The sequence below is a fragment of the Pseudomonas sp. 18-147 genome, assembly GCF_051048045.1.
Classification (GTDB): Bacteria; Pseudomonadota; Gammaproteobacteria; order Pseudomonadales; family Pseudomonadaceae; genus Pseudomonas; species Pseudomonas aeruginosa.
Window position 1 is genome coordinate 5,051,650 of the sequence record NZ_CP182296.1, and the last position, 23,351, is coordinate 5,075,000.

Genomic DNA, 23,351 nt, shown 5'->3' on the forward strand with positions numbered 1-23,351 from the left:
GTTCAGGCACGGACTACTGGACCAGTTGGTTCATCTCGATGATCGGCATCAGCACCGCCATCACGATGGTCAGCACCACCCCGCCCATGACCACGATCATCAGCGGCTCGAGCAACGCGGTCATGCCCATGGCGCGGCGCTCGATGTCGCGCGACAGGGTCTGCGCTGCGCGGTCGAGCATCGGCGGCAGCGCACCGGTCTTCTCGCCGCTGGCGATCAGGTGGGTGAGGATCGGCGGGAACACCTGCCGCGTGCGCAGCGCCGAGGCCAGCGAGACACCTTCGCGAACCTGCGCGGTGGCCTCCTCCACCGCCTGCGCGAGGCAGTCGTTGGCCAACGTCTGGCGCGCCGCATCGAGCGCGCGCAGCAGCGGTACGCCAGCGCTGCCGAGGATCGCCAGGGTGGAGGCGAAGCGCGCGGTATTCACCCCGAGCACGAAACGACCGAGCAGAGGCAGGCGCAGCACTCGCCGGTGCCAGCCGAGCCGCGCCTGCGGGTCGCGCAGGTACAAGCGCCAGCCCCAGTAAGCGCTACCGATGGCGCCGGCGCAGAGCCAGCCCCAGGCGCGCACGAAGTCGCTGGCCTGGAGCATCGCCCGGGTCAGCGCCGGCAGGTCCTGGCGCGCCTGGGAGAAGGCGCTGACCACCTGCGGCACCACGTAGCCGAGGAGGAAAATGACGATGCCGATGGAGACCACGCCGACCACCGCCGGGTAGATGAACGCGGTGAGGATCTTGCCGCGCAGGGCGTTGCGTTCCTCGATGTAGTCGGCCAGGCGCTCCATCACCTGGGCCAGGTCGCCGGACTCCTCGCCCGCAGCCACCAGCGCCCGGTAGATTTCCGGGAAGTCCCGCGGCCGTGCGGCAAGGGCGTCGGCCAGGCGCATGCCGCCGCGTACGTCGCTGCGCACGGCGCTCAGGGTCTGGGCGATGTGCTTGCGCTCGGCCTGGTCGAGGGTGGCGCTCAGCGCCGCCTCCAGCGGCAGGCTGGCGGCCAGCAGGCTGGCCAGCTGGCGGGTGGCCCAGGCCAGGTCGCCGTCGGACAGGCGCGGGGCGAACAGCGCGCCCGCCCCTTGCCCGGTCCCGCCGCCAGCCTGCTCGCGGACCTCCAGCGGGGTCAGGCCGCGGGCGCGCAGTTGGCCGAGGGCGCCACGCTGGCTGTCCGCCTCCAGGGTGCCGGTCTCGATCCGGCCCTGGGCGTCGGCGGCTTCGTAACGGAAGGTCTGCATCAGGCGTCCCGGGTCACGCGGAGGATTTCCTCCAGGGTGGTGGAGCCGCTGGCGATCCAGCGCTCGCCGTCCTCGCGCATGCTGCGCATGCCGGCCGCGCGGGCGGCTTCGCGGAGATCCTGCTCGGCGCGGCCCTGGTGGACCAGGCGGCGGATCTCGTCGTCGATCACGAACAGTTCGTGGATGCCGGTGCGCCCGCTGTAGCCGGTCTGGTTGCAAGCCGGGCAGCCGACCGCGCGCCAGCCGCCGTCCTCTTCGACCCGGCAATGCGTGCACAGGCGCCGCACCAGGCGCTGGGCGAGTACGCCAAGCATCGACGAGGCGAGCAGGAACGGCTCGACCCCCATGTCCACCAGCCGCGTCACTGCCGACACCGCGTCGTTGGTGTGCAGCGTGGCCAGCACCAGGTGCCCGGTGAGCGAAGCCTGCACGGCGATCTGCGCGGTCTCCAGGTCGCGGATCTCGCCGATCATGATGATGTCCGGGTCCTGCCGGAGGATCGCCCGCAGGGCTACGGCGAAGGTCATGTCGATGCGCGCGTTGACCTGGATCTGGCTGATCCCCGGCAGGTCGTACTCCACCGGGTCCTCGACGGTGAGGATGTTGCTGGTGCTGGCATCGAGCCGCGCCAGGGCGGCGTAGAGGGTGGTGGTCTTGCCGCTGCCGGTGGGCCCGGTGACCAGCACGATGCCGTGCGGCTGGCGGATCAGGTTGTCCAGCGGCGCCAGCACGCCGGGAGCCATGCCCAGGGTCTCCAGCCTCAGGCGTCCGGCCTGCTTGTCGAGCAGGCGCATCACCACCCGTTCGCCGTGGCCGGTGGGCACGGTGGAGACGCGAATGTCGATCGGCCGCCCGGCTACCCGCAAGGCGATGCGGCCGTCCTGGGGCAGGCGTTTCTCGGCGATATCCAGCTGCGCCATGATCTTGATCCGCGACACCAGCGCCGCGTGCAGCGCCTTGCGCGGCGCGACCACGTCGCGCAGGGCGCCGTCGACGCGGTAGCGCACCACCGAATGGGTCTCGAAGGGCTCGATGTGGATGTCGCTGGCCTCGTCGCGCGCGGCCTGGGTCAGCAGCGCGTTGATCATGCGGATCACTGGCGCGCCATCCTGGGTGTCGAGCAGGTCGGTGACCTCGGGGATATCGTCCATCAGGCGGTCGAGGTCGACCTCGCTCTCCGCCGCGCCGACCACCGCCGCGGCGCTGCCGGTATCGGAGTAGGCGCTGGCCAGCAGGGTGTCGAGTTCGTCGTCGCGGACGCTCTCCAGGCTGGCCAGCGCATGCCGCTGGCGCACCTCGCTGATCGCCCAGCCGGGCGTGCGCGGGCTGACCAGCAGGGTCGCGCCATGCTCGCCCGGCCGCAGCAAGGCGCGCTGCGCCTTGGCCCAGGCGTAGGGCAGCAGGCTCATAGCGGCGCCGCCTCGCCCAACGGTACCGCGCGCAGCGGCCGCGGGCTCGGGCGCAAGTCGTAGGCGGCCTGCGGGATGCCCTGCTGCGCCGGCGGCAGCACCGGAGCCTGCATGTCGCCGACGCTCCAGTCGTGGCGCGGCTGCACGCGCTGCTGGGCGCGGCGGATGAAGTCGTAGCGGTTGAGGGTGATGCTGCGGCCGGCGGCGGCGTCGCGGACGATGTAGGGACGCAGGAAGACCATCAGGTTGGTCTTGGTCCGCGAGCGCTTCTGGTAGCGGAACAGCGAGCCGACGCCGGGGAGGCTGGAGAGTCCGGGAACGCCGTCGGTGTTGTCCTGCACGTTGTCCTGCAACAGGCCGCCGAGGACCATGATCTGGCCGTCGTCGAGGAGGATGCTGGTATCGATCGCGCGCTTGTTGGTGACCACCCCGGCGGCGGTGCTGGCGCGCTCGTCGACGCTGCTGACCTCCTGGTAGACGTCGAGCTTGACCGTTCCTCCCTCGGAGATCTGCGGACGGATGTTCAGCTTCAGGCCGACGTCCTCGCGCTGGATGGTCTGGAACGGGTTGTTGCTGGTACCGCCGCCGTCGGTGACGTACTGGCCGCTGACGAAGGGTATGGTCTGGCCGACCATGATGCTCGCCGACTCGTTGTCCAGGGTCAGCAGGTTCGGGGTCGACAGGACGTTGGTGCCGCCGCGGCTCTTCAGCGCCCGGGCGAGCACCTTGAGGTCGAGGATCTTGCCGATCCCGGGGATGTCCACGGTGCCATCCACCAGGCCGATGTTGAGCCCCTTGGGCAACACGTCGATGGTGTTCTTGCCGGCCGTGTTCAGCGCCGACTGGCCGAAGTTGACCCCGCCGAACACGCCGTTGCCGCCGAGGTTGCCGGCCTGCCACTGGATGCCGAACTCGCTGGAGTCGTCTTCGCTGACCTCGACGATCAGGCTTTCGATCACCACCTGGGCGCGGCGCTGGTCGAGCAGGTCGATGACTTCGCGGAGGTTGCGGTACAACGGCTCGGGTGCGGAAATCAGCAGGGTGTTGGTGGTGGCGTCGGCCTGTACGGTGACCCCGCCGGCGGAGAACGCCGAGTTCTCCTCGCCCATCGCACCGGGTCCGGCGCCGCCCTGGCCGCTGCCCATCGCACCATAGGCGCCGCCGCTGCGGTTGCTGCCGCCCAACCCGCTGGAACCGCTGCCCGTGGTATTGCCGCTGCTCCCCAGGCCCTGGCTACCAGTACCGCTATTGCCGCCACCGAGCATGCCGCCGCCGCTCAGGCGCGCGCGCTGCTGGTCGCCCTCGTTGCCCTCGCCGCCGCTGTCGCCGGTGATCAGCCCGCGCAGGGCCTGGGCCAGGCGGGTCGCCTGGGCGTTGCGCAAGTAGACCACATGGAGGTTGCCGGGATTGCTTTGCACGCTGTCCAGCTTGCCGATCAGGTCGCGCGCCAATTGCGTGCGCTCTGGGCTCGGCGAGCGGATCACGATGCTGTTGGAGCGTGGGTCGGCGAGCACCACGGTCTTCTGGCCCTGCTCGGCGCCGCCGCTGCCCTGGCTGTCGAGCAGTTCGGAGACGGTGCTGGCGATGTCCACCGCGATGCCGTTCTGGATCGGTACCACGTCGGTGTCGCTGGCGCTGGGGGTGTCGATGCTGGCGATGATCCCGGCGACCCGGTCGAGGTTTTCCGCGTAGTCGGTGACCACCACGGTGTTGTTCCCCGGATAGGCATTGATCGGGTTGTTCTGCGCGACGATCGGGCGCAGTACCGGGATCAGGTTCACCGCGTTCTCGTAGCGCAGGCGGAAGGTCCGCGTGACCATGCCGTTGGCCGCCGGCCGGTCGGCGCCGTAGACCGGCCCGCCGAGCAGCTTGGCGTCGGCCTCCGGCACCACCTGGCTGACCCCGTCGACGTCGACCACGCTGAAGCCCTGCATGCGCAGGGCGCTGGTGAGCATGCGGTAGGCGGTGCGCGCCGGCACCTGGCCTTCGGAAACCAGGGTCAGCTTGCCCTTCACCCGCGGGTCGACCAGGAACTGCCGGCCGGTGGCGCGCGACAGCGCGCGCACCACCGCTTCCACCTCGGTATCGACGAAATTCAGGCTGACCGGCTGCTCGCCGAGTTCGGCCGCTGTCGCTGAGACCGGAGCCACGCCACCGGAGCGCGCCACGCCGCGTCCGGCACTCAGCGCGCGGCGGGCCTGCTCGGCCTGGGGCCGCTCGCGGACGTCGGCGCTGCGCAACGGCGCACCGGAGCGGACACTGCTCAGCGGCCGGCCGACTTCCTCGTCGGCCGGGGGCACGCCGGGGACCTTCGGCGTCTCGCTACACGCCGCGACCAGCAGCGCGCCCAGCGCCACGCCCAGTACAGGCCAACGACGCCGGGCATGGTGGAAAGCTGATTGCCTCATGGGGAATCCTTGGGAGCGGAAGACGACTGCAAATGGATCGAGGCGGACACCAGCCCGCCGGACGGCTCGCTCGAAGAGCCAGAGCGCTCCTCGGAAGGAGCGTCAAGACGCGTCACCTGCGCCTCGCTGACGCTCAGGCGCAACGCCGCCGGGCTGCGCGCCAGCCAGCGCAGCAAGGCCTCGCCGGACACGCTGGCGAAGTCCAGTTGCCATTGGCCCGGTTGCGGGGCGTCCAGTTGGAAACCGTCGAGTCCCTGATCGCGCAGGCTGCGACGGATCGCCTCGGCGTCCGCCGTACCGCTCAGGGTCGGACCGCGCAACGCCTCGACCTCGCGCAACACGCCGTCCACCGCCGCGGCCTGCGCACGCAGGCGCGGCAGCTCGGCTTGCCAATGCTCGATCCGCGCCAGCGGCGGATCGATGAACACTTGCCAGGTCAGCGCCAGGCATAGCGCCAGGCCACCGCCGGCGAGAATCTTGCGCTCGCGCGGCGCCAGTTGCCGCCAGTAGGCCTGCAGCCGCAGCAGCAGGGGACTCCAGCGCTGCGCCGGGGTATTCAGTAGGCCCGCCAGGCGCTTATTCATCTTCATCGGCAGCCGCCTCGGCAGTGCCACTGTCTGCCGCGCCAGCGGCCGGCGCTGGCGGCGCTTCCATGGCGCGCACCTGCCAGCCCTTGTCGGAGGCATCGGCCTGCAACCCGTGCTTGCCCAACTCGCCCTGCCAGGCAGCGGCATCGCCGCCTGGCGGTCCCGGCAGCAGCTCCAGGTCCAGTTCGCCGGCGTGGTAGTCCAGTCGTTGCAGGCGCCCGGCGAGGAACGGCATCGCCTCGCCGGCGCCATGCAGCAGCGCGGCCAGCCCCGGTACGGCATCGCCATCGGCCTTGCCGGCCAGATAGGCGTCGCGTCGCTCGCGAGCCTGGCGCAGCGGATCGAGCACCACCGGCAGTTCCGGGAAGGCCTGCTGCACGCGTTGACTGCTCTGCCGTTGCAAGGACTGGCCCTGCCCGGCCAGTTGCCCGGCGTACAGGTTCAGACCGGCGACCCACACCAGCAAGGCCAGGGCAGCGCAGATCAGGGGCATCTTCCAGGTGCCGTTGCCGGCGCTCGTCGCCGGCGCTTTCAGCGCCAATCCCCACGGACTGGCAGGCCCGCTCCAGCGCAGCGCTTCGTCCAGCGCCTCGGCCCGCTCCAGGGCTGCGGAGCGCCACGCCGGTCGCTCGCCCAGCCAGAACAGTCGCAACTCCTGCGGGACCTCAGCGAGGCCCTGCTCCGGCAAGGGATGGACCGCAGCGTCGCTCAGCGAGCGGCGCAACAGCAGATGGCCGTCCCACTCGCCGGCCACCCAACCGTCATCGCGCAACGGCAGGAGGAACGGCGCGGCCTGCACCTCCCGCACGTCGAGCCGCAGCCGCTGCACGGCCTGCTCCAGCGAGGCCAGCGCCGACGCCTCCAACCACCCCAAGGTCAGGCGCCCGTCGGCGCCGCGCGGGCCGTGGGCCAGGCGTAGCTGCGCCGGATCGCCGAGGACCAGCGCCTCGGCCGCGCAGTTCACCGCGGCGGCGAGCTTCGCCGCAGGCAGCGCCGGCAGTTCGAGACTGACCAGGCGGCAATCGCGCGGATGCAGGAACAGCGCCACCGGCAACCCCTGGCGTCGCCGCGCCAGTTCCGCGAGCGAGGCCTCGATTCGTTCCTGCACCGCGCCGCGCGCATCCAGGCGCAGGCAATGCAGCGGCGCCGCCTCGGCGAACTCGCTCAGCGGCGGCAGCAGGCAACGCCAGGTGGCTTTCATGAGCCCACCCTCACCCAGTTGACCGCCGTGCTTTCACCGGCCTTGCGCTGCACCAGGGCTTGCAGGCGCACCTCTTGCCGGTCGCGCCGAGCATAGGCGGTGAGCAGGAACCAGTCGCTGGTGATCCCGACCTTCACCGACTGCGCCTGCAATTGCGGCATGTTCAGGCGGTTGACGAAGTCGCCGCGATTGAGGAACCAGCGGCCCCGGTCGCGCTCGCCGAGCACCCGCCGCGCCTGGTCCAGCCCGAGGCCGGGGACACAGGCGGCGAGCACTTCGGCGCGCGCGGTGTTGCCGTTGATCCAGGTGGTTTCGGGCAGGATGGTGACGTAGGGCCGCAGGCGTTCCAGGGTCGCCGGCGGAATGCCCAGCCGGGCCAGGTCGTCGAGACGCCTGAGCGCCGGCATGCGCGCCGGAAGCGCACGCAACACGGCGCCCGGCGAAGTCTCGCGGCCGCTGTCGAAGCCTGCGGGTTGCGTCTCGGCCGGCGGCGCTTCGGCGGGCAGCCGTGCATAGGAATCGAGTACCCGCTCGACGATCAGCCGCGTCTCCTTCGGGCGCACGCCGAGCAGACCGGCGAGGCGTTCGAAGTTCGCTCGCTCCTGGAGATCGGGGCGCTGGTCGACCAACAGGTTGCGCAGGTTGAACTTGCCCTGCTCGTCTTCCAGTTGGCCGTTGAACGGCAATTCGGCGCTGCTCAGACGCAAGCCACGCATCGGTTGCGCCCAGCGCTGGTCGAGGCGGGTCAGCGGGTCGCGGCGGCTGTCCTCGAGCAGCAACTGGCGGCTCCATTCCAGGCCGCCGCGCAGCATCCAGCCGGCCTGGATGCGTAGCTGCTCGCTTTCCAGGGCGCGGATGAATGCGCTCTGGCGGGCGATCAGGCCGGCGGCTATGACCGCAACCACGGTGACGATCAGCAGCGCGCTGATGATCGCCATGCCGCGCTGGCGATGACCGTTCATGGCGCGCTCAGAGCTGCCAGGAGCCGATGTCGGCGTTGATGCCCTCGCCGCCCGGCTGCCCGTCGGCGCCGAGGGAGAACACGTCGATCTCGCCGTTCACGCCGGGATTCAGGTACTGGTAGGGCTTGCCCCAGGGGTCGTTGGGCAGGCGCTCCAGGTACGAGCGCCAGTTGCTCGCCGAGGCATCGGCAGGACGCTCCGCGAGCACCTTCAAGCCCTGCGCCTGGCTCGGATAGCGGCCCTGGTCGAGGCGGTAGAGCTTGAGCGCCTGCATCAGCCCGGAGATGTCCTGGCGCGCCGCGGTGGCACGGGCCTGGTCGGGACGGTCGAGCACCTTGGGTACCACCATCGCGGCGAGGATGCCGAGGATCACCACCACCACCATGATCTCGATCAGGGTGAAGCCCCGCTGTCCCCGATGTCCTTTCGGGCTGGAGCTGAACTGCACGACATCCATCTCGACACTCCTCGGCATGGTTCGATTCGCCGCGGATTGTTTCAGGAAGATATGTCAACGATATTGAAAATCCTCGGGTGCGCCGCTCTTCCGGAGGCGCCCGCAAGGCCCTGGAGCCGGGCTTTCCGGCAGGCGCCGGGGATGGCTCGCGGGGGCGCCCTCCCGAGCTTTTGTCAGGGATCGGTCAGATTTCCCGGCTAGCCTGGAAGTCCCCTTTCGCCGACCTTTCCGCGATGTCCACGCGCCTGTCTTCCCGCGGTTTCACCCTGATCGAAGTGCTGGTCGCGCTGGCCATCGTCGCCATCGCCCTGGCCGCAGCGATCCGCGCGGTGGGCCTGATGACCGACGGCAACGGTCTGTTGCGCGACAAGTCGCTGGCCCTGCTGGCAGCGGAGAGCCGGCTCGCCGAGCTACGCCTGGGCGTCGGCGCGGCTCCGGGAAACAGCGATTTCGAATGCTCCCAGGGCCGCCTGCGGTTGTACTGCGAACAACGCGTCGAGGCCACCGACGACCCCGCGCTACTGTGGGTGGAAATCCGTGTGCGCACGCAGCGCGAACAGGCGGTGCCGCTGGCGCGCCTGAACACCCTGCTGAGCCGCTCCCGGTGATCTCAACCGCGCTTGAGGGTAGCCAGCGGCGGCGGTTCGGCGAGCCGCTGCATGGCCACCCGGCGAACCTCGCCGTTCTGCTCGATGAGCACCGCGTCGGCCTCGATCCGCCGCACCTTCGCCGCACGCGCCAGGACCTCGCCCTCGCGATAGGCCTGGGCCGGCGCGCCGTTCACCGAGAGGATGGCGATCGCCGCGGGACCACCGCTGATCAATCCCGCCAGTTGCACCTCGACCTCACCGGAAGGCGCCGCGAACCAGCGTTGAGCGGCGTCCTCGCCGCTGGGCGGCGGAACGTCGGCGACCTCGGCCTGGACCACGCCGGGAATCGGCGCCAGCAACAGATAGCCCCAGAACAGCAGGCCGGCGAGGATCGCCAGCACGGCGGCAAACTGGACCAGGCGGGGCGGATCGATACGGGGCATGGCCGGCATGGCGGGGCTCTCCTGGCGTATGGGCGACGGGCGCCACGAACGGCGCCCCGGCACCAGCCTAGCGCGGAATTCTCTCCGTTATGTTTCACAAGCCGATCATCTTCGTCGGGCACTCTGGAAACCTCTCTCTTCGCGGAGCGGCATCCGGTGAGGCGACCCCGGCAAGGCGGTTTCACCCTGATCGAACTGATGGTGGTGCTGGTAATCGTCGGCATCGCCACGGCGGCCATCAGCCTGAGCGCCCGCCCCGACCCGACGGGCCTGCTGCGCCAGGATGCCGCGCGCCTGGCGCGGTTGCTGGAAATAGCCCAGGGCGAAGCGCGGGTACGCGGTACGCCGATCCTCTGGCAGCCCAGCGCCAAGGGCTATCGCTTCAGCCCGCAGGCCTATCGCGGCAAGACCGACGCCTTCGCCGCCGACACCGAATTGCGCGCGCGCGACTGGCAGGCCGCGCCTCTGCGGGTCAGCGTGCGCCCGCCGCGACCGGTGTTGCTGGACGCCGAATGGATCGGCGCGCCGTTGCGGATAACGCTCTCCGACGGCCAACACAGCGTCACCGTGCTGCGCGAGGCGAACGGCCATGTCCGGGTACGCTGAACGCGCGACGACGCGGCGCCGGCAAGCCGGCTTCACCCTGATCGAGGTGATGGTCGCGATCATGCTCATGGCCATCGTCAGCCTGATGGCCTGGCGCGGCCTGGACAGCATCGCCCGGGCCAGCGCGCACCTGGAGGACAGCACCGAGCAGGGCGCCGCGCTACTGCGCGCGCTGAACCAACTGGAGCGCGACATCGCCCTGCACAGCGCCATCCGGGAGGAGACCGGCCTGCCCAGCGGCGACGAGCCGATCCGGGCCAGCGACAGCCTGCCGCCCGGACTCGCACTGAAGCGCCTGAGCGAGATCCCATTGCGCCTGGACATCGTCCGCGCCAGTACCGAGCCAGGCGCGCCGCTGCAGCGCGTGCGCTGGTGGCGACAGGGCAAGATCCTCTACCGCGCCGCCTCGCCCAGCGGCGACCGCCTGCCGTTGCCGCCGCTGGCGGAGCGGGTGGCTGTGCTGGACGACGTGAGTCGGTTCGAGATCCGTGCCTGGGTGCCGGGAAAGGGCTGGACGCGCCTGCCGGCACGCAGCAAAGTCCGCGCCAGCGGACTGGAGATCAGCCTGTCGCGGGTCACCCGCAACGGCGTGGAGCGCTATCGACGGGTGGTGGCCCTGCAATGAAGCGGTGGCTCAGCCGAGCAGCACCACCCCGCCCGGCAGGCGGGTGACCTCGATGCCATAGGCATCGCGGATCAGGGTCGCCACGTCGGCCAGTTGATCGAGGCTGAAACGGGCCTGGACCCGGCGTCGGCCAAGGGCCTTGTCCAGCAGCAGGAGCATGCCGGGACGGTAGCGGTTGATTTCGTCGATCACCGTGGCCAACGGTACGTCGTTGAACACCAGCATGCGCTCGCGCCAGGCCATCACCTCGGCAACGTCGAAAGGCACCGGCGGACCGTTGCGTCGCTCGTCGAAGGTCAGCTGCTGGCCGGCCTGGAGGTCCAGGCGCTGGCCGAGGTGTTCGAGCCGCACGCTGCCCTCCAGGCAGGTCACCACGCAGACGTCACCGCTGCTGCGCACGTTGAAGCGGGCCCGGCTGGCGCTCAGCCAGGCGCTCCCGGCCATCACCCGCAGGCTGCTCTGCGGCGGGTGGCTGGCGATGATCTCGGCCTCGCCGCCGAGCAGTTCGATGGTTTCCTGCTGCTCTTGATTGCGCCGCACGTTCAGGCGGGTGCGGGTGTTCATCTCGATCCGCGTCTCGCCGCTCACCTGCACCTGGCGTTGCTCGCCGACCGCCGTGACATAGTCGGCGCCGCCCAGGCCATGGTCGAGCAGCGACGGGCGCAAGACGAACAACGCCACCGAGGCGGCCAGCGCACCGCCGACGAACCAGCGACGACCGAAACGCCTCGGCGCGATCTGCGCCACGGCCGGCGGCTCCAGCGGCAGAGCGGCGGCACTGCCGAGTGCCTGCCAGAGATCGCGCGCCTCGACGAACGCTCGCAGGTGTTGCGGGCTGCGCGCACACCACTGGCGGAAGGCCCGCGCGTCGCCCTGGGTGACGCGTCCGGAGGTCAGGCTGATCACCCAGGCGTGCGCTTCGTGGCGAAGGTCGCCGGTTTCATCGGCGGCGGAGTCTGAGGCTGTCATGACTGTGCTGTACGGACACCGGAATGGCTCATGGGATGGATATGGCGGCGGTTTTCCACCTGCTTATGCTTATGACGGTTTTCCGGCCCCGGGACCGAACCTCTGGATGACTTTTCTTTCCAGGCGCTCCGCGCAGAACCACAGGGCGGCCTTGAGTTCCTTCTCCACGGTGCGGGTGGAAATGCCGAAGCGACGGGAGATTTCCGCATGCGGCGTCTCTTCCAGGCGCGAGGCGATGAGAATCTGCCGACGCCGCGCCGGCAGTTCGCAAAGCGCCTCCAGCAGGCGACGGATCTCGGCGTGACCGCCGACGATGCGCTCCGGGTCGAGGCCTTCGTCGGCCACCTGCAACAGCTCCGCCACCTCCTCCCCGGTGAGCAGGCGGGCGTCGCCCTCGCGGCGGTCGGCGGCAATGTTCAGGGCAATACGGAACAGGTAGGCCTGGGGCTTCTTGACCTCCAGGGCATCATCCAGCCGGTCGACTCTCAGGTAGGTTTCGTGCAGCACGTCGCACGCCAGGTCCTCGGAGCCCAGGCGCCGTTTCAGGCGCGCCTTGAAGTCGTCGTAGGAGGCGAGGAACAGCTTCACCATCGCGCTTTGCCGCGAATCGCTCATGACCCTCCCACTCCCTCCGTCAGCTTGCATTCCATGGCCTTGCCCGTCGTCTTCGGCAGCAACAGGATGGTCAGCGGCTGGGCCAGCGTAGCGGGCGTCGCCTGCATCACCCGCACGCCGCGCAGGCTTTCCACCAGGGCGCTGTCCCGCTGCGGGTCGCCGGTCGAGCCGAGCAGGCGACTGTGGCGAACCTCGCCGAAGCGACCGATCCAGAGTTGCAGCACCGCGCGATAGGTACCCGGACGAGTGCGCGGCGAGCGGCACAACTGTTCTTCCAGCGCCGCCTGGACCGCTCCCGCGTAGCGGCGATCCAGCGGCTGCTCGACCTTCGGCATCTCTGCCGGCAGCGGCGCAGCGTTCCTGACGGCCTGCGCCGGCAGCAGGGTGAACGCTTCCTGGCTGGTGTAGCGCGCCATCAGGCCGGTTCCGCCGAGCAGTCGGGTCAGGGCGTCGCTGGCGGTGAAGCGCCCCTGCAAGCGGGCCGAGCGCCGTCCACGAGCCAGCTCGCCATCCACCAGAACCGCCATTCCCGTCACCCCGCTGTAGGTCACCAGCGCCGATGCCAGGCTCTGCGGAGGAATATCGAACGCGTGCACCGCCAGGCGCAACGGCGGCCTGCCGCCATCGCCCGGCACGGCGCCGGACGCCGGCAGCAGCATGCCGAGACCGAGCAACGACACTGCGCACGACCTTGCCACCCCGAGGATCGACATCAACGGATTCCAGTCCGAACTACCCGGTTCAGGCCAGATGGCCATCACCCAGGAGGGACATCCTGATGGCACTGTGTGACTGTGGTGTGACGGTACCTGCGGTGACATGTTTTCACCGATTGCCGTATAAGCGGGAAACCACCATCCCAGCGCGGGAGAATCGCCATGCACCGTTCATCGCAGGTTCTGCCGGCCCTGATCCTGGGCCTGGCCATGAACGCCACCCTGGCCGACGAGCCGACGCCGCCGGCGAACTGCATCAACACCGAGGTCAACGGCTACCAGGCTTTGTCCTATGAATGCCTGAGCCAGCAGATGACCGATCCTGACAGCGCGGCCAGGGCCCGCCGCGAACAGGAGCTGGATTCCGCCGCCATCGTCCGGCGTCCGCCAAACCAGCTCGGCCTGTACAACCAATCGGCGACGCGCATTCGCCTGGGCACCTCGTTCGGCAACTCAGTGGAAGCGCAGCGGCCGCCTCGCTAAGGGTCTCCGCAGGTCCGCGCTCCTGGCCGGCGGCGCAAGACAGAAAACCCCGGCAACCAGGCCGGGGCAATCGTCGTCGGCGAGGTTGGCCGCCGATCAAAGGACAAGGAACGCCCCTCAGGCGAAGGTACGCTCCAGCAGGTCGCCGAAACGATTGAAGGCATCGCTGGCGCCCTTGGCGGCCAGGCGCTCTTCTTCCTCGTTCAGCTCGATGCCGTCGAGGATCGCCACGAAGCTCTTCCAGCCTTGCGCGCGGCCGCCTTCCGGTTCGGCCAGATGGCGGGCGCCGAAGTTCTCGTCGAGTTCGAGCGCGGCGGCTTTCTTGAACAGGAACGCAGCGCCCAGCTTCGAACCTTCGGAAACGAACAGCCAGCCCAGTGCCTCGGCCAGGCTCAGGTCGGCCTCGCGCACGCTCTGGTCGCCCTCCGGCACCGGATGGCCGAGGTCCGCCAGGTCTGCACGAGCGGCGTCGTCGCGGGCGCGGGAAGCCAGGCCGGGGAACAGGCGGGCCAGCGCTTCGTTGCGATAAAGCGGCTCCAGGTCATGCTGGAAGAGGTACTGGGCGGCGACGAAGCGGGCGAAATTGTCCCGGCTGGCGAAGGGTTCCTTGCTCTTCACCAAGCTCTCCAGGCGCTGGTGCGGCTCGTTGGTCAGCAGGTTGAGGCGTTGCGAACGCAGATTTTGCCGAGTGGATTCAGGGGCCAGGGTATCCATAGGGGAATTCCTTTCGAGGGACGGAACGCACTGGGCTGACATAGCGCGCCCAGGATCAATAACGATTCTCAATTATATTCGTTATTGAATCTCAGTGTCACATGAAAGGATGCCGACCGACTGCCATTGACCAGAAAAGGACTACAGCAAATACTGTATTTACATACAGCATTCGAGTTATTTCCTTGGCCTCCCTTTCATCCGTAGCCGACATCACCCCACCCGCAGCCGTCGCCGGACGAGGCAATGGCATAGCGCTGAGTGCGCTGCTCGACGCGCGTAGGATCTGGAAAGGCCAGTCCGCCGTACCGGCCGGCTCTTCCCTGCCCACCGGGCATGCGCGCCTGGACGCACTGCTGCCCGGCGGCGGTTGGCCGGAGCATGCCCTGAGCGAAATCCTCCATGCCCGCGACGGTGTCGGCGAACTGCAACTACTGATGCCGACCCTCGCTCGCCTGACCCAGGCGCAACGTCGTGTCGTCCTGGTCGGCGCCCCCTACGTACCTTATCCGCAGGCCTGGCTGGCCGCCGCGGTCGACCTGCGCCACCTGGTCCTGTTGCAGGCCAGCGGACGCGACGCCTTGTGGGCTGCCGAACAGTGCCTGCGCTCGGGCAGTTGCGCCGCAGTGCTGTGCTGGCCGCAGCAGGCCGACGACCGCGCCCTGCGCCGCCTCCAGGTCGCCGCCGAAAGCGGTCAGGCCCTGGGTTTCGCCTATCGCCCCCTGCGCGAAGCGGTCAACCCTTCGCCGGCAGCGCTACGCCTGTGCATCGAAACCCGCCCCCCACGCCTGCGCATCCTCAAGTGCCGGGGCGGCCTCGCGCCGGCGACCGCCCTGCCGGCCAGCGCCTGGCAATGAGGCGGCCATGCTCTGGGCTTGCATTCTCCTGCCGCAACTGGCCATGGACAGCGCGCTGCGTCAACGGAGCAATCCCGACGCACCGCTGGCGCTGCTCGGCGGCCCAGCGCAGCGCCGGCAGTTGCAGGCGGTCAACCCAGCGGCACGCGCGCTCGGCCTGAAGCCCGGTCAATCGCTGATCGCCGCCCAGGCCCTGAGCCGGGACTTCGCCACGGCGGAATACGACCTCGCCGCCGTGGAGCGCTGGCAGGCCTTCCTCGCCGCCTGGGCCTACGGTTTCAGCTCGCAGGTCAGCCTGCACTATCCGCGTGCGCTGCTGCTGGAAGTGCAGTCCAGCCTTGCCCTGTTCGGCCCCTGGCCACGCTTCGAGGCCCGCTTGCGCAAGGAACTCACGGCGCTGGGCTTCCGCCATCGCCTGTGCCTGGCGCCGAACCCGGTGGCGGCGAGGGTCCTGGCGAACAGCCACGACGGCCTGGCCATCGAGGACGAGACAGCGCTGCAACGCCAGTTGTCCGCCCTTCCGCTGGACCGCCTGGGACTCTCGCGGGAGCTGGCTGTCGCCCTCGGACGCATGGGACTGCGCTATCTGCGCCAGGTCCTCGAGTTGCCGCGCGCCGCCCTGGCCCGTCGCTTCCCGGCCGAACTGCTGTTGCACATCGACCGCCTCTGCGGCCGCAGCCCACTGGCGCTGGAGCACTACCGGCCGCCGGACACCTTCGACCTGCGCATCGAACTCAATTTCGACGTGGAATCGCACCAGGCCCTGCTCTTCCCCCTGCGACGGCTGAGCGCCGATCTCGCCGCCTTTCTCGCCGGACGCGACAGCGGCGTGCAGCGCTTCACCCTGCATCTGGAGCATCACGGGCGCGCCGACAGCCAGGTCACGGTCGGCCTGCTCAGCGCCGAACGCGAGGCGGCCATGCTCTTCGAACTGACCCGCGGCCGTCTCGAACAGCTGCAACTGCCCGCCCCCGTGCATGCCGTGCGCCTGGAGGCCCGCGAGCTGCCTCCTTTCACGCCGCAGCACCGCGAACTGTTCGACGAGCGCCCACAGCAGTATCTCGGCTGGGAACAGTTGCGGGAACGCCTGCGCGCGCGGCTGGGCGACGAGGCGGTACAGGGCCTGAGCGCCGTCGCCGAACACCGTCCGGAGCGAAGCTGGCGGCCGCACAGCTGCGACAGGGCGCAATCGCCGGCAGCCTGCGGCCTCCGACCCGGCTGGCTGCTGGCGGAGCCACGCCCCCTCGGCGAGGCCTTGCCCACCGTGCTGGCCGGCCCGGAGCGGATCGAGTCGGGCTGGTGGGATGGCGAAGACATCCGCCGCGACTATTACCTGGTGGAAACCCGCAGCGGACAACGTGCCTGGGTCTATCGCGAGGTCGGCAGCGAAGGGCCGCTGTGGCTGCATGGCTGGTTCGCATGAGCGCCTACGCCGAACTGCATTGCCTGTCCAACTTCAGTTTCCAGCGCGGCGCCTCCAGCGCCGCGGAACTCTTCGCCCGTGCAGCACGCCTGGGCTATCGGGCCCTGGCGATCACCGACGAATGCAGCCTGGCCGGTATCGTGCGGGCCTGGCAGGCGGCGCGGGAGCATCAGGTACAACTGATCGTCGGCAGCGAAATCCGCCTCGAACAGGGGCCCAAGCTGGTCCTCCTGGCGGAGGACCTGGAGGGCTACCAGAACCTCTGTCGCCTCATCACCCGCGGCCGGCGACAAGCCGACAAGGGCCACTACCGGCTGCTGCGCGAAGATCTGCAACAGCCGCTCGCCGGCCTGTTGGCGATCTGGTTGCCGAACGACCATGGGGACGAGCAGGCTGCCTGGCTCCGCGAACGCTTCCCCCAGCGCCTTTGGCTGGGCGTCGAGTTGCATCGCGGCGCCGATGACGATGCCCGCCTGGACAAACTGCTCGCGCTCGCCTCGCATCTCCGGCTACCGCCCGTGGCCTGCGGCGACGTCCACATGCACGCCCGCGGCAGGCGAGCCCTGCAGGACTGCATGACAGCGATCCGCAACCATCTTCCGGTCAGCGAGGCCGGCGCCTATCTCTTCCCCAACGGGGAACGCCACCTGCGTACCCTGGAGGCCCTGCAGGGGATCTACCCGCAAGCCCTGCTGGCGGAAACCCTGAAGATCGCCGAACGCTGCCGGTTCGATCTGGAACAGCTGAAATACCAGTACCCACGCGAATTGGTACCGGCCGGACACGACCCGGCGTCATGGCTCCGCCATCTCACCGAACAGGGCATCGCCAGGCGCTGGCCGAACGGCGCGAGCGCCAAGGTCCGCAAGCAGATCGGGAGAGAACTCGAGCTGATCGCCGAACTGGGCTATGAAAGCTATTTCCTCACCGTGCAGGACATCGTCGCCTTCGCCCGGGGCCGGAAAATCCTTTGCCAGGGCCGCGGCTCGGCGGCCAACTCGGCAGTGTGCTTCGCCCTCGGCATCACCGAGTTGGACCCGGACCGGACCAACCTGCTGTTCGAGCGCTTCCTTTCCCGCGAGCGCAACGAACCACCGGACATCGACGTGGATTTCGAACACGAGCGCCGCGAGGAGGTCATCCAGTACGTTTTCACACGCTACGGACGCCAGCGCGCGGCGCTGACCGCGGTGGTCAGCACCTACCACGGCGCCGGCGCGGTGCGCGACGTAGCCAAGGCCCTGGGTCTGCCGCCCGAGCAGGTCGACGTCCTGGCCAACTGCTGCGGCCGCTGGAGCGACCAGGCCCCCAGCGCCGAACGCCTGGAAGAGGCCGGCTTCGATCCGCAGAGTCCGGTCCTGCGCCGGGTGCTGGCCCTGACCGACGAGTTGATCGGTTTTCCGCGCCACCTCTCGCAGCACCCCGGCGGCTTCGTCATCTCCGAACAGCCATTGGACACCCTGGTCCCGGTGGAGAATGCCAGCATGGCCGAGCGCACGGTGATCCAGTGGGACAAGGACGATCTCGACGCGGTCGGCCTGCTCAAGGTCGACGTCCTCGCCCTGGGCATGCTCAGCGCCCTGCGCCGCAGCTTCGACCTGATCCACGCGCTGCGCGGCGGCAAGCGGTTGAGCATCGCCAGTATCCCGAGCGAAGACCCGGCCACCTACGAAATGATCAGCCGCGCCGATACCATCGGTGTGTTCCAGATCGAATCGCGCGCACAGATGGCCATGCTGCCACGCCTGCGCCCGCAGAAGTTCTACGATCTGGTGATCCAGGTCGCCATCGTCCGGCCGGGGCCGATCCAGGGCGACATGGTGCATCCTTACCTGCGCCGGCGAAACGGTGAAGAGCCGGTGGCCTATCCATCGGCCGAACTGGAGAAGGTCTTCGAACGTACCCTGGGCGTCCCGTTGTTCCAGGAACAGGTCATGGAACTGGCGATCGTCGCCGCCGACTACACGCCGGGCGAGGCGGACGAACTGCGTCGTTCGATGGCCGCCTGGAAGCGTCATGGCGGCCTGGAACACCACCGCGAGCGGCTGACCCGGGGCATGCTCGCCAAGGGCTACGAGGCCGACTTCGCAGCGCGCATCTTCGAGCAGATCAAAGGCTTCGGCAGCTACGGTTTCCCTGAATCCCACGCCGCCAGCTTCGCCCTGCTCACCTACGCCAGCAGTTGGCTGAAACGTCACGAGCCGGCGGCCTTCGCCTGCGCCTTGATCAACAGTTGGCCGATGGGCTTCTACAGCCCCGACCAGTTGCTCCAGGACGCCCGCCGCCACGCCCTGCAGACACGCCCGGTGGATGTCCGCCACAGCGGTTGGGATTGCAGCCTGGAGCCGTTCGGGCAGGCGCAACCGGCCATACGCCTCGGCCTGCGGATGATCCGAGGCTTTCGCGAGGAGGATGCCAGGCGTATCGAGCAGGTCCGGGAGGCCCAGCCGTTCCTCGACGTGCACGATCTCGGCCGACGCGCCAGGCTCGACGCCCGGGCCCTGGAGTTGCTGGCCGATGCCGGCGCCCTGCGCGGTCTCGCCGGACACCGGCACAAGGCGCGCTGGGCCGTCGCCAGCGTCGAGCCGCAATTGCCACTGTTCGCCGAAGGGACCGTCATCGAAGAGAGCACGGTCAGCCTGCCACTGCCTTCGCGCGGCGAGGAACTGCTGAGCGATTACGCTCTCCTCGGCACCACCCTCGGCCCGCATCCGCTGAAACTCTTGCGTGGACAGCTCAAGGCCCGCCGCTGCCGCGACTCCCGCGAACTGGCGAAACTGGGACATGGGCGACCGATACGGGTCGCCGGCCTGGTGGTCGGCCGGCAGCGCCCACAGACCGCCAGCGGCATCACCTTCATCACCCTGGAAGACGAGTTCGGCATGGTCAACGTGGTGGTCCGACACGACCTTGCCGAACGGCAGAGGCGGCCATTCCTCGAGTCCCGGCTGCTGCAGGTGGAGGGCATCCTGGAGTCCTCCGGCGAGGTGCGCCACGTCATCGCCGGGCGCCTGCATGACCTGAGTCCTCTACTCACCGGCCTGGACGTCCGCAGCCGGGATTTCCATTGAGACAAAGAAAAAGGCAGCTCGAGAGACGAGCTGCCTTGGGATGGCCAACAGGGATGGCCACGAAGGGGGGAGCGCTCAAGATACTGTTTATTCATACAGTAAATCAAGCGATTCCCTTCATCGGAAGCCACCTTTTGTCTTTCTCCTCGAAGCGAGGCTCTAACTCGCGGATCGGGATAGGTACGGCGAACGCAAGAGCGCCAGCGCCATGCGGATCCGCCCGGACTCTCGCTACGCTAGACGCGAAAGAGGACATGCCAGGAGGGGTTCGGCAAGGTGAACAGGAAGCACGCCTTTTTCCGCGCGCAAAAGCAAAACCCCCGGTCATCGCTGACCAGGGGTTTTGGGATAGGAGCTTGACGATGACCTACTCTCACATGGGGAGACCCCACACTACCATCGGCGATGCGTCGTTTCACTTCTGAGTTCGGGAAGGGATCAGGTGGTTCCAACGCTCTATGATCGTCAAGCAATTCGGTTGGATATCCGTTCGCTTGGGCTTACGTCTATCCGGATTCAGGTATGTGATTTCAAGGTGTTTTGCGGTTCATGCGAACTTTCGGTTCGTCGACTTCACCTTACAACACACAATCATCAGATTGTTTGGGTGTTATATGGTCAAGCCTCACGGGCAATTAGTACTGGTTAGCTCAACGCCTCACAACGCTTACACACCCAGCCTATCAACGTCGTAGTCTTCGACGGCCCTTCAGGGGAATCAAGTTCCCAGTGAGATCTCATCTTGAGGCAAGTTTCCCGCTTAGATGCTTTCAGCGGTTATCTTTTCCGAACATAGCTACCCGGCAATGCCACTGGCGTGACAACCGGAACACCAGAGGTTCGTCCACTCCGGTCCTCTCGTACTAGGAGCAGCCCCTCTCAAATCTCAAACGTCCACGGCAGATAGGGACCGAACTGTCTCACGACGTTCTAAACCCAGCTCGCGTACCACTTTAAATGGCGAACAGCCATACCCTTGGGACCGGCTTCAGCCCCAGGATGTGATGAGCCGACATCGAGGTGCCAAACACCGCCGTCGATATGAACTCTTGGGCGGTATCAGCCTGTTATCCCCGGAGTACCTTTTATCCGTTGAGCGATGGCCCTTCCATACAGAACCACCGGATCACTAAGACCTACTTTCGTACCTGCTCGACGTGTCTGTCTCGCAGTCAAGCGCGCTTTTGCCTTTATACTCTGCGACCGATTTCCGACCGGTCTGAGCGCACCTTCGTACTCCTCCGTTACTCTTTAGGAGGAGACCGCCCCAGTCAAACTGCCCACCATACACTGTCCTCGATCCGGATCACGGACCAGAGTTAGAACCTCAAGCATGCCAGGGTGGTATTTCAAGGATGGCTCCACGCGAACTGGCGTCCACGCTTCAAAGCCTCCCACCTATCCTACACAAGCAGGCTCAAAGTCCAGTGCAAAGCTACAGTAAAGGTTCACGGGGTCTTTCCGTCTAGCCGCGGATACACTGCATCTTCACAGCGATTTCAATTTCACTGAGTCTCGGGTGGAGACAGCGCCGCCATCGTTACGCCATTCGTGCAGGTCGGAACTTACCCGACAAGGAATTTCGCTACCTTAGGACCGTTATAGTTACGGCCGCCGTTTACCGGGGCTTCGATCAAGAGCTTCGCTTGCGCTAACCCCATCAATTAACCTTCCGGCACCGGGCAGGCGTCACACCCTATACGTCCACTTTCGTGTTTGCAGAGTGCTGTGTTTTTAATAAACAGTCGCAGCGGCCTGGTATCTTCGACCAGCCAGAGCTTACGGAGTAAATCCTTCACCCTAGCCGGCGCACCTTCTCCCGAAGTTACGGTGCCATTTTGCCTAGTTCCTTCACCCGAGTTCTCTCAAGCGCCTTGGTATTCTCTACCCGACCACCTGTGTCGGTTTGGGGTACGGTTCCTGGTTACCTGAAGCTTAGAAGCTTTTCTTGGAAGCATGGCATCAACCACTTCGTCATCTAAAAGACGACTCGTCATCAGCTCTCGGCCTTGAAACCCCGGATTTACCTAAGATTTCAGCCTACCACCTTAAACTTGGACAACCAACGCCAAGCTGGCCTAGCCTTCTCCGTCCCTCCATCGCAGTAACCAGAAGTACAGGAATATTAACCTGTTTCCCATCGACTACGCTTTTCAGCCTCGCCTTAGGAACCGACTAACCCTGCGTCGATTAACGTTGCGCAGGAACCCTTGGTCTTTCGGCGTGGGTGTTTTTCACACCCATTGTCGTTACTCATGTCAGCATTCGCACTTCTGATACCTCCAGCAAGCTTCTCAACTCACCTTCACAGGCTTACAGAACGCTCCTCTACCGCGTCACTTACGTGACACCCGCAGCTTCGGTGTGTGGTTTGAGCCCCGTTACATCTTCCGCGCAGGCCGACTCGACTAGTGAGCTATTACGCTTTCTTTAAAGGATGGCTGCTTCTAAGCCAACCTCCTAGCTGTCTAAGCCTTCCCACATCGTTTACCACTTAACCACAACTTTGGGACCTTAGCTGGCGGTCTGGGTTGTTTCCCTTTTCACGACGGACGTTAGCACCCGCCGTGTGTCTCCCATGCTCGGCACTTCTGGGTATTCGGAGTTTGCATCGGTTTGGTAAGTCGGGATGACCCCCTAGCCGAAACAGTGCTCTACCCCCCAGAGTGATACATGAGGCGCTACCTAAATAGCTTTCGAGGAGAACCAGCTATCTCCGAGCTTGATTAGCCTTTCACTCCGATCCACAAGTCATCCCCTACCTTTTCAACGGGAGTGGGTTCGGTCCTCCAGTCAGTGTTACCTAACCTTCAACCTGCTCATGGATAGATCGCCCGGTTTCGGGTCTATACCCAGCGACTAAACGCCCTATTAAGACTCGCTTTCGCTACGCCTACCCTATACGGTTAAGCTTGCCACTGAATATAAGTCGCTGACCCATTATACAAAAGGTACGCAGTCACCTAACAAGTAGGCTCCCACTGCTTGTACGCATACGGTTTCAGGTTCTATTTCACTCCCCTCTCCGGGGTTCTTTTCGCCTTTCCCTCACGGTACTGGTTCACTATCGGTCAGTCAGTAGTATTTAGCCTTGGAGGATGGTCCCCCCATGTTCAGACAAAGTTTCTCGTGCTCCGTCCTACTCGATTTCACTTCAAAGATCCTTTCGCGTACGGGGCTATCACCCACTATGGCCGCACTTTCCAGAGCGTTCCGCTAAAATCAATGAAGCTTAAGGGCTAATCCCCGTTCGCTCGCCACTACTAAGGGAATCTCGGTTGATTTCTTTTCCTCAGGGTACTTAGATGTTTCAGTTCCCCTGGTTCGCCTCTTGCACCTATGGATTCAGTACAAGATACCTAGGTTATCCTAGGTGGGTTCCCCCATTCAGAGATCTCCGGATCAAAGTCTGTTTGCCGACTCCCCGAAGCTTTTCGCAGGCTACCACGTCTTTCATCGCCTCTGACTGCCAAGGCATCCACCGTATGCGCTTCTTCACTTGACCATATAACCCCAAGCAATCTGGTTATACTGTGAAGACGACATTCGCCGAAAATTCGCGCTTGAACTCGCAAATTTTACCTTGACTTGAATGATCACCAGTGAAAGAGATCATTCAGTCTTACTTCTATCACATACCCGAATTTTTAAAGAACAGTTCTGGTGCAAAGACCAGAAATCAATGTTCATCCACGAACATTCATTTCTGAGCTTTCGACGATTGTTTTAGATGGTGGAGCCAAGGAGGATCGAACTCCTGACCTCCTGCGTGCAAAGCAGGCGCTCTCCCAGCTGAGCTATGGCCCCGTATCGGATCACGCAGCACACCAACAATTGGTGGGTCTGGGCAGATTCGAACTGCCGACCTCACCCTTATCAGGGGTGCGCTCTAACCAACTGAGCTACAGACCCAATCGTCTAACCAGTGAATCAAGCAATTCGTGTGGGAGCTTATGAAGAAGCTGAGATCTTCGATTAAGGAGGTGA

At 66.3% G+C, this 23,351-nt stretch carries 19 protein-coding genes, 2 tRNA genes and 3 rRNA genes (1 of these 24 running past the window's edge); 7 read left to right on the forward strand and 17 right to left on the reverse strand.

The genetic code is table 11. The annotated features are described in order from the left end of the window. Nucleotides 1-13: 13 nt before the first annotated feature. Genes gspF through gspG form a run of 7 tightly spaced genes read right to left on the reverse strand, consistent with a single transcriptional unit; the run spans nt 14 to nt 8,252 of the window. Nucleotides 14-1,228 (reverse strand): type II secretion system inner membrane protein GspF, encoded by a 1,215-nt coding sequence (gspF, locus tag ACM0M4_RS24025; RefSeq protein WP_003112721.1) that lies wholly within the window; start codon nt 1,226-1,228, stop codon nt 14-16. Continuing rightward, a complete protein-coding gene (gspE, locus tag ACM0M4_RS24030; RefSeq protein WP_003120811.1) occupies nt 1,228-2,637 on the reverse strand; it encodes a type II secretion system ATPase GspE in 1,410 nt (469 codons plus the stop codon). Before gspE ends, gspF begins: the two co-directional genes overlap by 1 nt. Next, nucleotides 2,634-5,045, reverse strand: coding sequence for a type II secretion system secretin GspD (gspD, locus tag ACM0M4_RS24035; protein ID WP_010792199.1), 2,412 nt, complete (start codon nt 5,043-5,045; stop codon nt 2,634-2,636). The genes gspE and gspD overlap by 4 nt, the downstream gene beginning before the upstream one ends. Further along, nucleotides 5,042-5,635, reverse strand: coding sequence for a type II secretion system protein M (locus ACM0M4_RS24040; protein WP_003111906.1), 594 nt, complete (start codon nt 5,633-5,635; stop codon nt 5,042-5,044). The genes gspD and ACM0M4_RS24040 overlap by 4 nt, the downstream gene beginning before the upstream one ends. Then, nucleotides 5,622-6,833 carry a type II secretion system protein GspL gene (gene gspL, locus ACM0M4_RS24045; RefSeq protein WP_004348155.1) on the reverse strand — a complete coding sequence of 404 codons (1,212 nt, stop codon included), beginning with the start codon at nt 6,831-6,833 and terminating at the stop codon, nt 5,622-5,624. The genes ACM0M4_RS24040 and gspL overlap by 14 nt, the downstream gene beginning before the upstream one ends. Further along, nucleotides 6,830-7,795: a type II secretion system minor pseudopilin GspK gene (gene gspK / locus ACM0M4_RS24050; protein WP_003085351.1), complete on the reverse strand. Its 966-nt coding sequence runs from the start codon at nt 7,793-7,795 to the stop codon at nt 6,830-6,832. The genes gspL and gspK overlap by 4 nt, the downstream gene beginning before the upstream one ends. Before the next feature lie 7 nt (nt 7,796-7,802). After that, nucleotides 7,803-8,252 carry a type II secretion system major pseudopilin GspG gene (gene gspG / locus ACM0M4_RS24055; protein WP_003085349.1) on the reverse strand — a complete coding sequence of 150 codons (450 nt, stop codon included), beginning with the start codon at nt 8,250-8,252 and terminating at the stop codon, nt 7,803-7,805. A 233-nt stretch (nt 8,253-8,485) separates the two neighbouring features. Between gspG and gspI the strand changes: the two genes are divergently transcribed. Next, on the forward strand, nt 8,486-8,860 hold the full coding sequence (gspI, locus tag ACM0M4_RS24060) for a type II secretion system minor pseudopilin GspI (RefSeq protein WP_003085347.1): 375 nt from the start codon (nt 8,486-8,488) through the stop codon (nt 8,858-8,860). 2 nt (nt 8,861-8,862) lie between these two features. Here the strand turns inward: gspI and ACM0M4_RS24065 are convergent, their stop codons facing one another. After that, nucleotides 8,863-9,294 carry a type II secretion system protein N gene (locus ACM0M4_RS24065; RefSeq protein WP_004366502.1) on the reverse strand — a complete coding sequence of 144 codons (432 nt, stop codon included), beginning with the start codon at nt 9,292-9,294 and terminating at the stop codon, nt 8,863-8,865. Between the two features lie 147 nt (nt 9,295-9,441). Between ACM0M4_RS24065 and gspH the strand changes: the two genes are divergently transcribed. Together gspH and ACM0M4_RS24075 are read left to right on the forward strand one after the other, a co-directional pair. Then, nucleotides 9,442-9,891, forward strand: a complete 450-nt coding sequence (gspH, locus tag ACM0M4_RS24070; protein ID WP_003106853.1) for a type II secretion system minor pseudopilin GspH — start codon at nt 9,442-9,444, stop codon at nt 9,889-9,891. Beyond that, nucleotides 9,875-10,516: a PulJ/GspJ family protein gene (locus ACM0M4_RS24075; RefSeq protein ID WP_023110364.1), complete on the forward strand. Its 642-nt coding sequence runs from the start codon at nt 9,875-9,877 to the stop codon at nt 10,514-10,516. The genes gspH and ACM0M4_RS24075 overlap by 17 nt, the downstream gene beginning before the upstream one ends. A 9-nt stretch (nt 10,517-10,525) precedes the next feature. Here ACM0M4_RS24075 and vreR read toward each other — a convergent pair whose 3' ends face one another. The 3 genes from vreR to vreA form a co-directional block, all read right to left on the reverse strand. Beyond that, nucleotides 10,526-11,485: an anti-sigma factor VreR gene (vreR, locus tag ACM0M4_RS24080; protein WP_003106396.1), complete on the reverse strand. Its 960-nt coding sequence runs from the start codon at nt 11,483-11,485 to the stop codon at nt 10,526-10,528. A 69-nt stretch (nt 11,486-11,554) separates the two neighbouring features. Then, the gene (vreI, locus tag ACM0M4_RS24085; protein WP_003085329.1) at nt 11,555-12,100 is read right to left on the reverse strand and encodes an RNA polymerase sigma factor VreI; all 546 of its coding nucleotides are present in this window, start codon (nt 12,098-12,100) and stop codon (nt 11,555-11,557) included. Further along, nucleotides 12,097-12,813: a TonB-dependent outer membrane receptor VreA gene (gene vreA, locus ACM0M4_RS24090; RefSeq protein ID WP_003120815.1), complete on the reverse strand. Its 717-nt coding sequence runs from the start codon at nt 12,811-12,813 to the stop codon at nt 12,097-12,099. The genes vreI and vreA overlap by 4 nt, the downstream gene beginning before the upstream one ends. A gap of 165 nt (nt 12,814-12,978) precedes the next feature. Between vreA and ACM0M4_RS24095 the strand changes: the two genes are divergently transcribed. Continuing rightward, nucleotides 12,979-13,299, forward strand: coding sequence for a hypothetical protein (locus ACM0M4_RS24095; RefSeq protein WP_003085325.1), 321 nt, complete (start codon nt 12,979-12,981; stop codon nt 13,297-13,299). Nucleotides 13,300-13,416: 117 nt separating this feature from the next. Here the strand turns inward: ACM0M4_RS24095 and pigA are convergent, their stop codons facing one another. Then, the gene (gene pigA / locus ACM0M4_RS24100; RefSeq protein WP_003085321.1) at nt 13,417-14,013 is read right to left on the reverse strand and encodes a biliverdin-producing heme oxygenase PigA; all 597 of its coding nucleotides are present in this window, start codon (nt 14,011-14,013) and stop codon (nt 13,417-13,419) included. A gap of 251 nt (nt 14,014-14,264) precedes the next feature. Here pigA and imuA point away from each other — a divergent pair, with 251 nt between their 5' ends. The 3 genes from imuA to dnaE2 are packed head-to-tail and all read left to right on the forward strand — an operon-like array spanning nt 14,265 to nt 19,364. Further along, the gene (imuA, locus tag ACM0M4_RS24105; protein WP_031635496.1) at nt 14,265-14,870 is read left to right on the forward strand and encodes a translesion DNA synthesis-associated protein ImuA; all 606 of its coding nucleotides are present in this window, start codon (nt 14,265-14,267) and stop codon (nt 14,868-14,870) included. Between the two features lie 7 nt (nt 14,871-14,877). Continuing rightward, nucleotides 14,878-16,293: a Y-family DNA polymerase gene (locus tag ACM0M4_RS24110; protein WP_023090810.1), complete on the forward strand. Its 1,416-nt coding sequence runs from the start codon at nt 14,878-14,880 to the stop codon at nt 16,291-16,293. Beyond that, a complete protein-coding gene (dnaE2, locus tag ACM0M4_RS24115; RefSeq protein WP_115288858.1) occupies nt 16,269-19,364 on the forward strand; it encodes an error-prone DNA polymerase in 3,096 nt (1,031 codons plus the stop codon). Before ACM0M4_RS24110 ends, dnaE2 begins: the two co-directional genes overlap by 25 nt. 354 nt (nt 19,365-19,718) lie before the next feature. Here dnaE2 and rrf read toward each other — a convergent pair. From rrf to ACM0M4_RS24140, 5 genes are all read right to left on the reverse strand, one after another. Continuing rightward, nucleotides 19,719-19,834: ribosomal RNA gene (rrf, locus tag ACM0M4_RS24120) — 5S ribosomal RNA — on the reverse strand. A 144-nt stretch (nt 19,835-19,978) separates the two neighbouring features. After that, nucleotides 19,979-22,869, reverse strand: a 23S ribosomal RNA gene (locus ACM0M4_RS24125). A gap of 226 nt (nt 22,870-23,095) precedes the next feature. After that, nucleotides 23,096-23,171 (reverse strand) — tRNA-Ala (locus ACM0M4_RS24130). 28 nt (nt 23,172-23,199) lie between these two features. Further along, nucleotides 23,200-23,276 (reverse strand) — tRNA-Ile (locus ACM0M4_RS24135). Nucleotides 23,277-23,340: 64 nt separating this feature from the next. Beyond that, a 16S ribosomal RNA gene (locus ACM0M4_RS24140) occupies nt 23,341-23,351 on the reverse strand; it runs 1,525 nt beyond the window's last position. Together the 16S, 23S and 5S rRNA genes with 2 tRNA genes alongside form the textbook arrangement of a ribosomal RNA operon.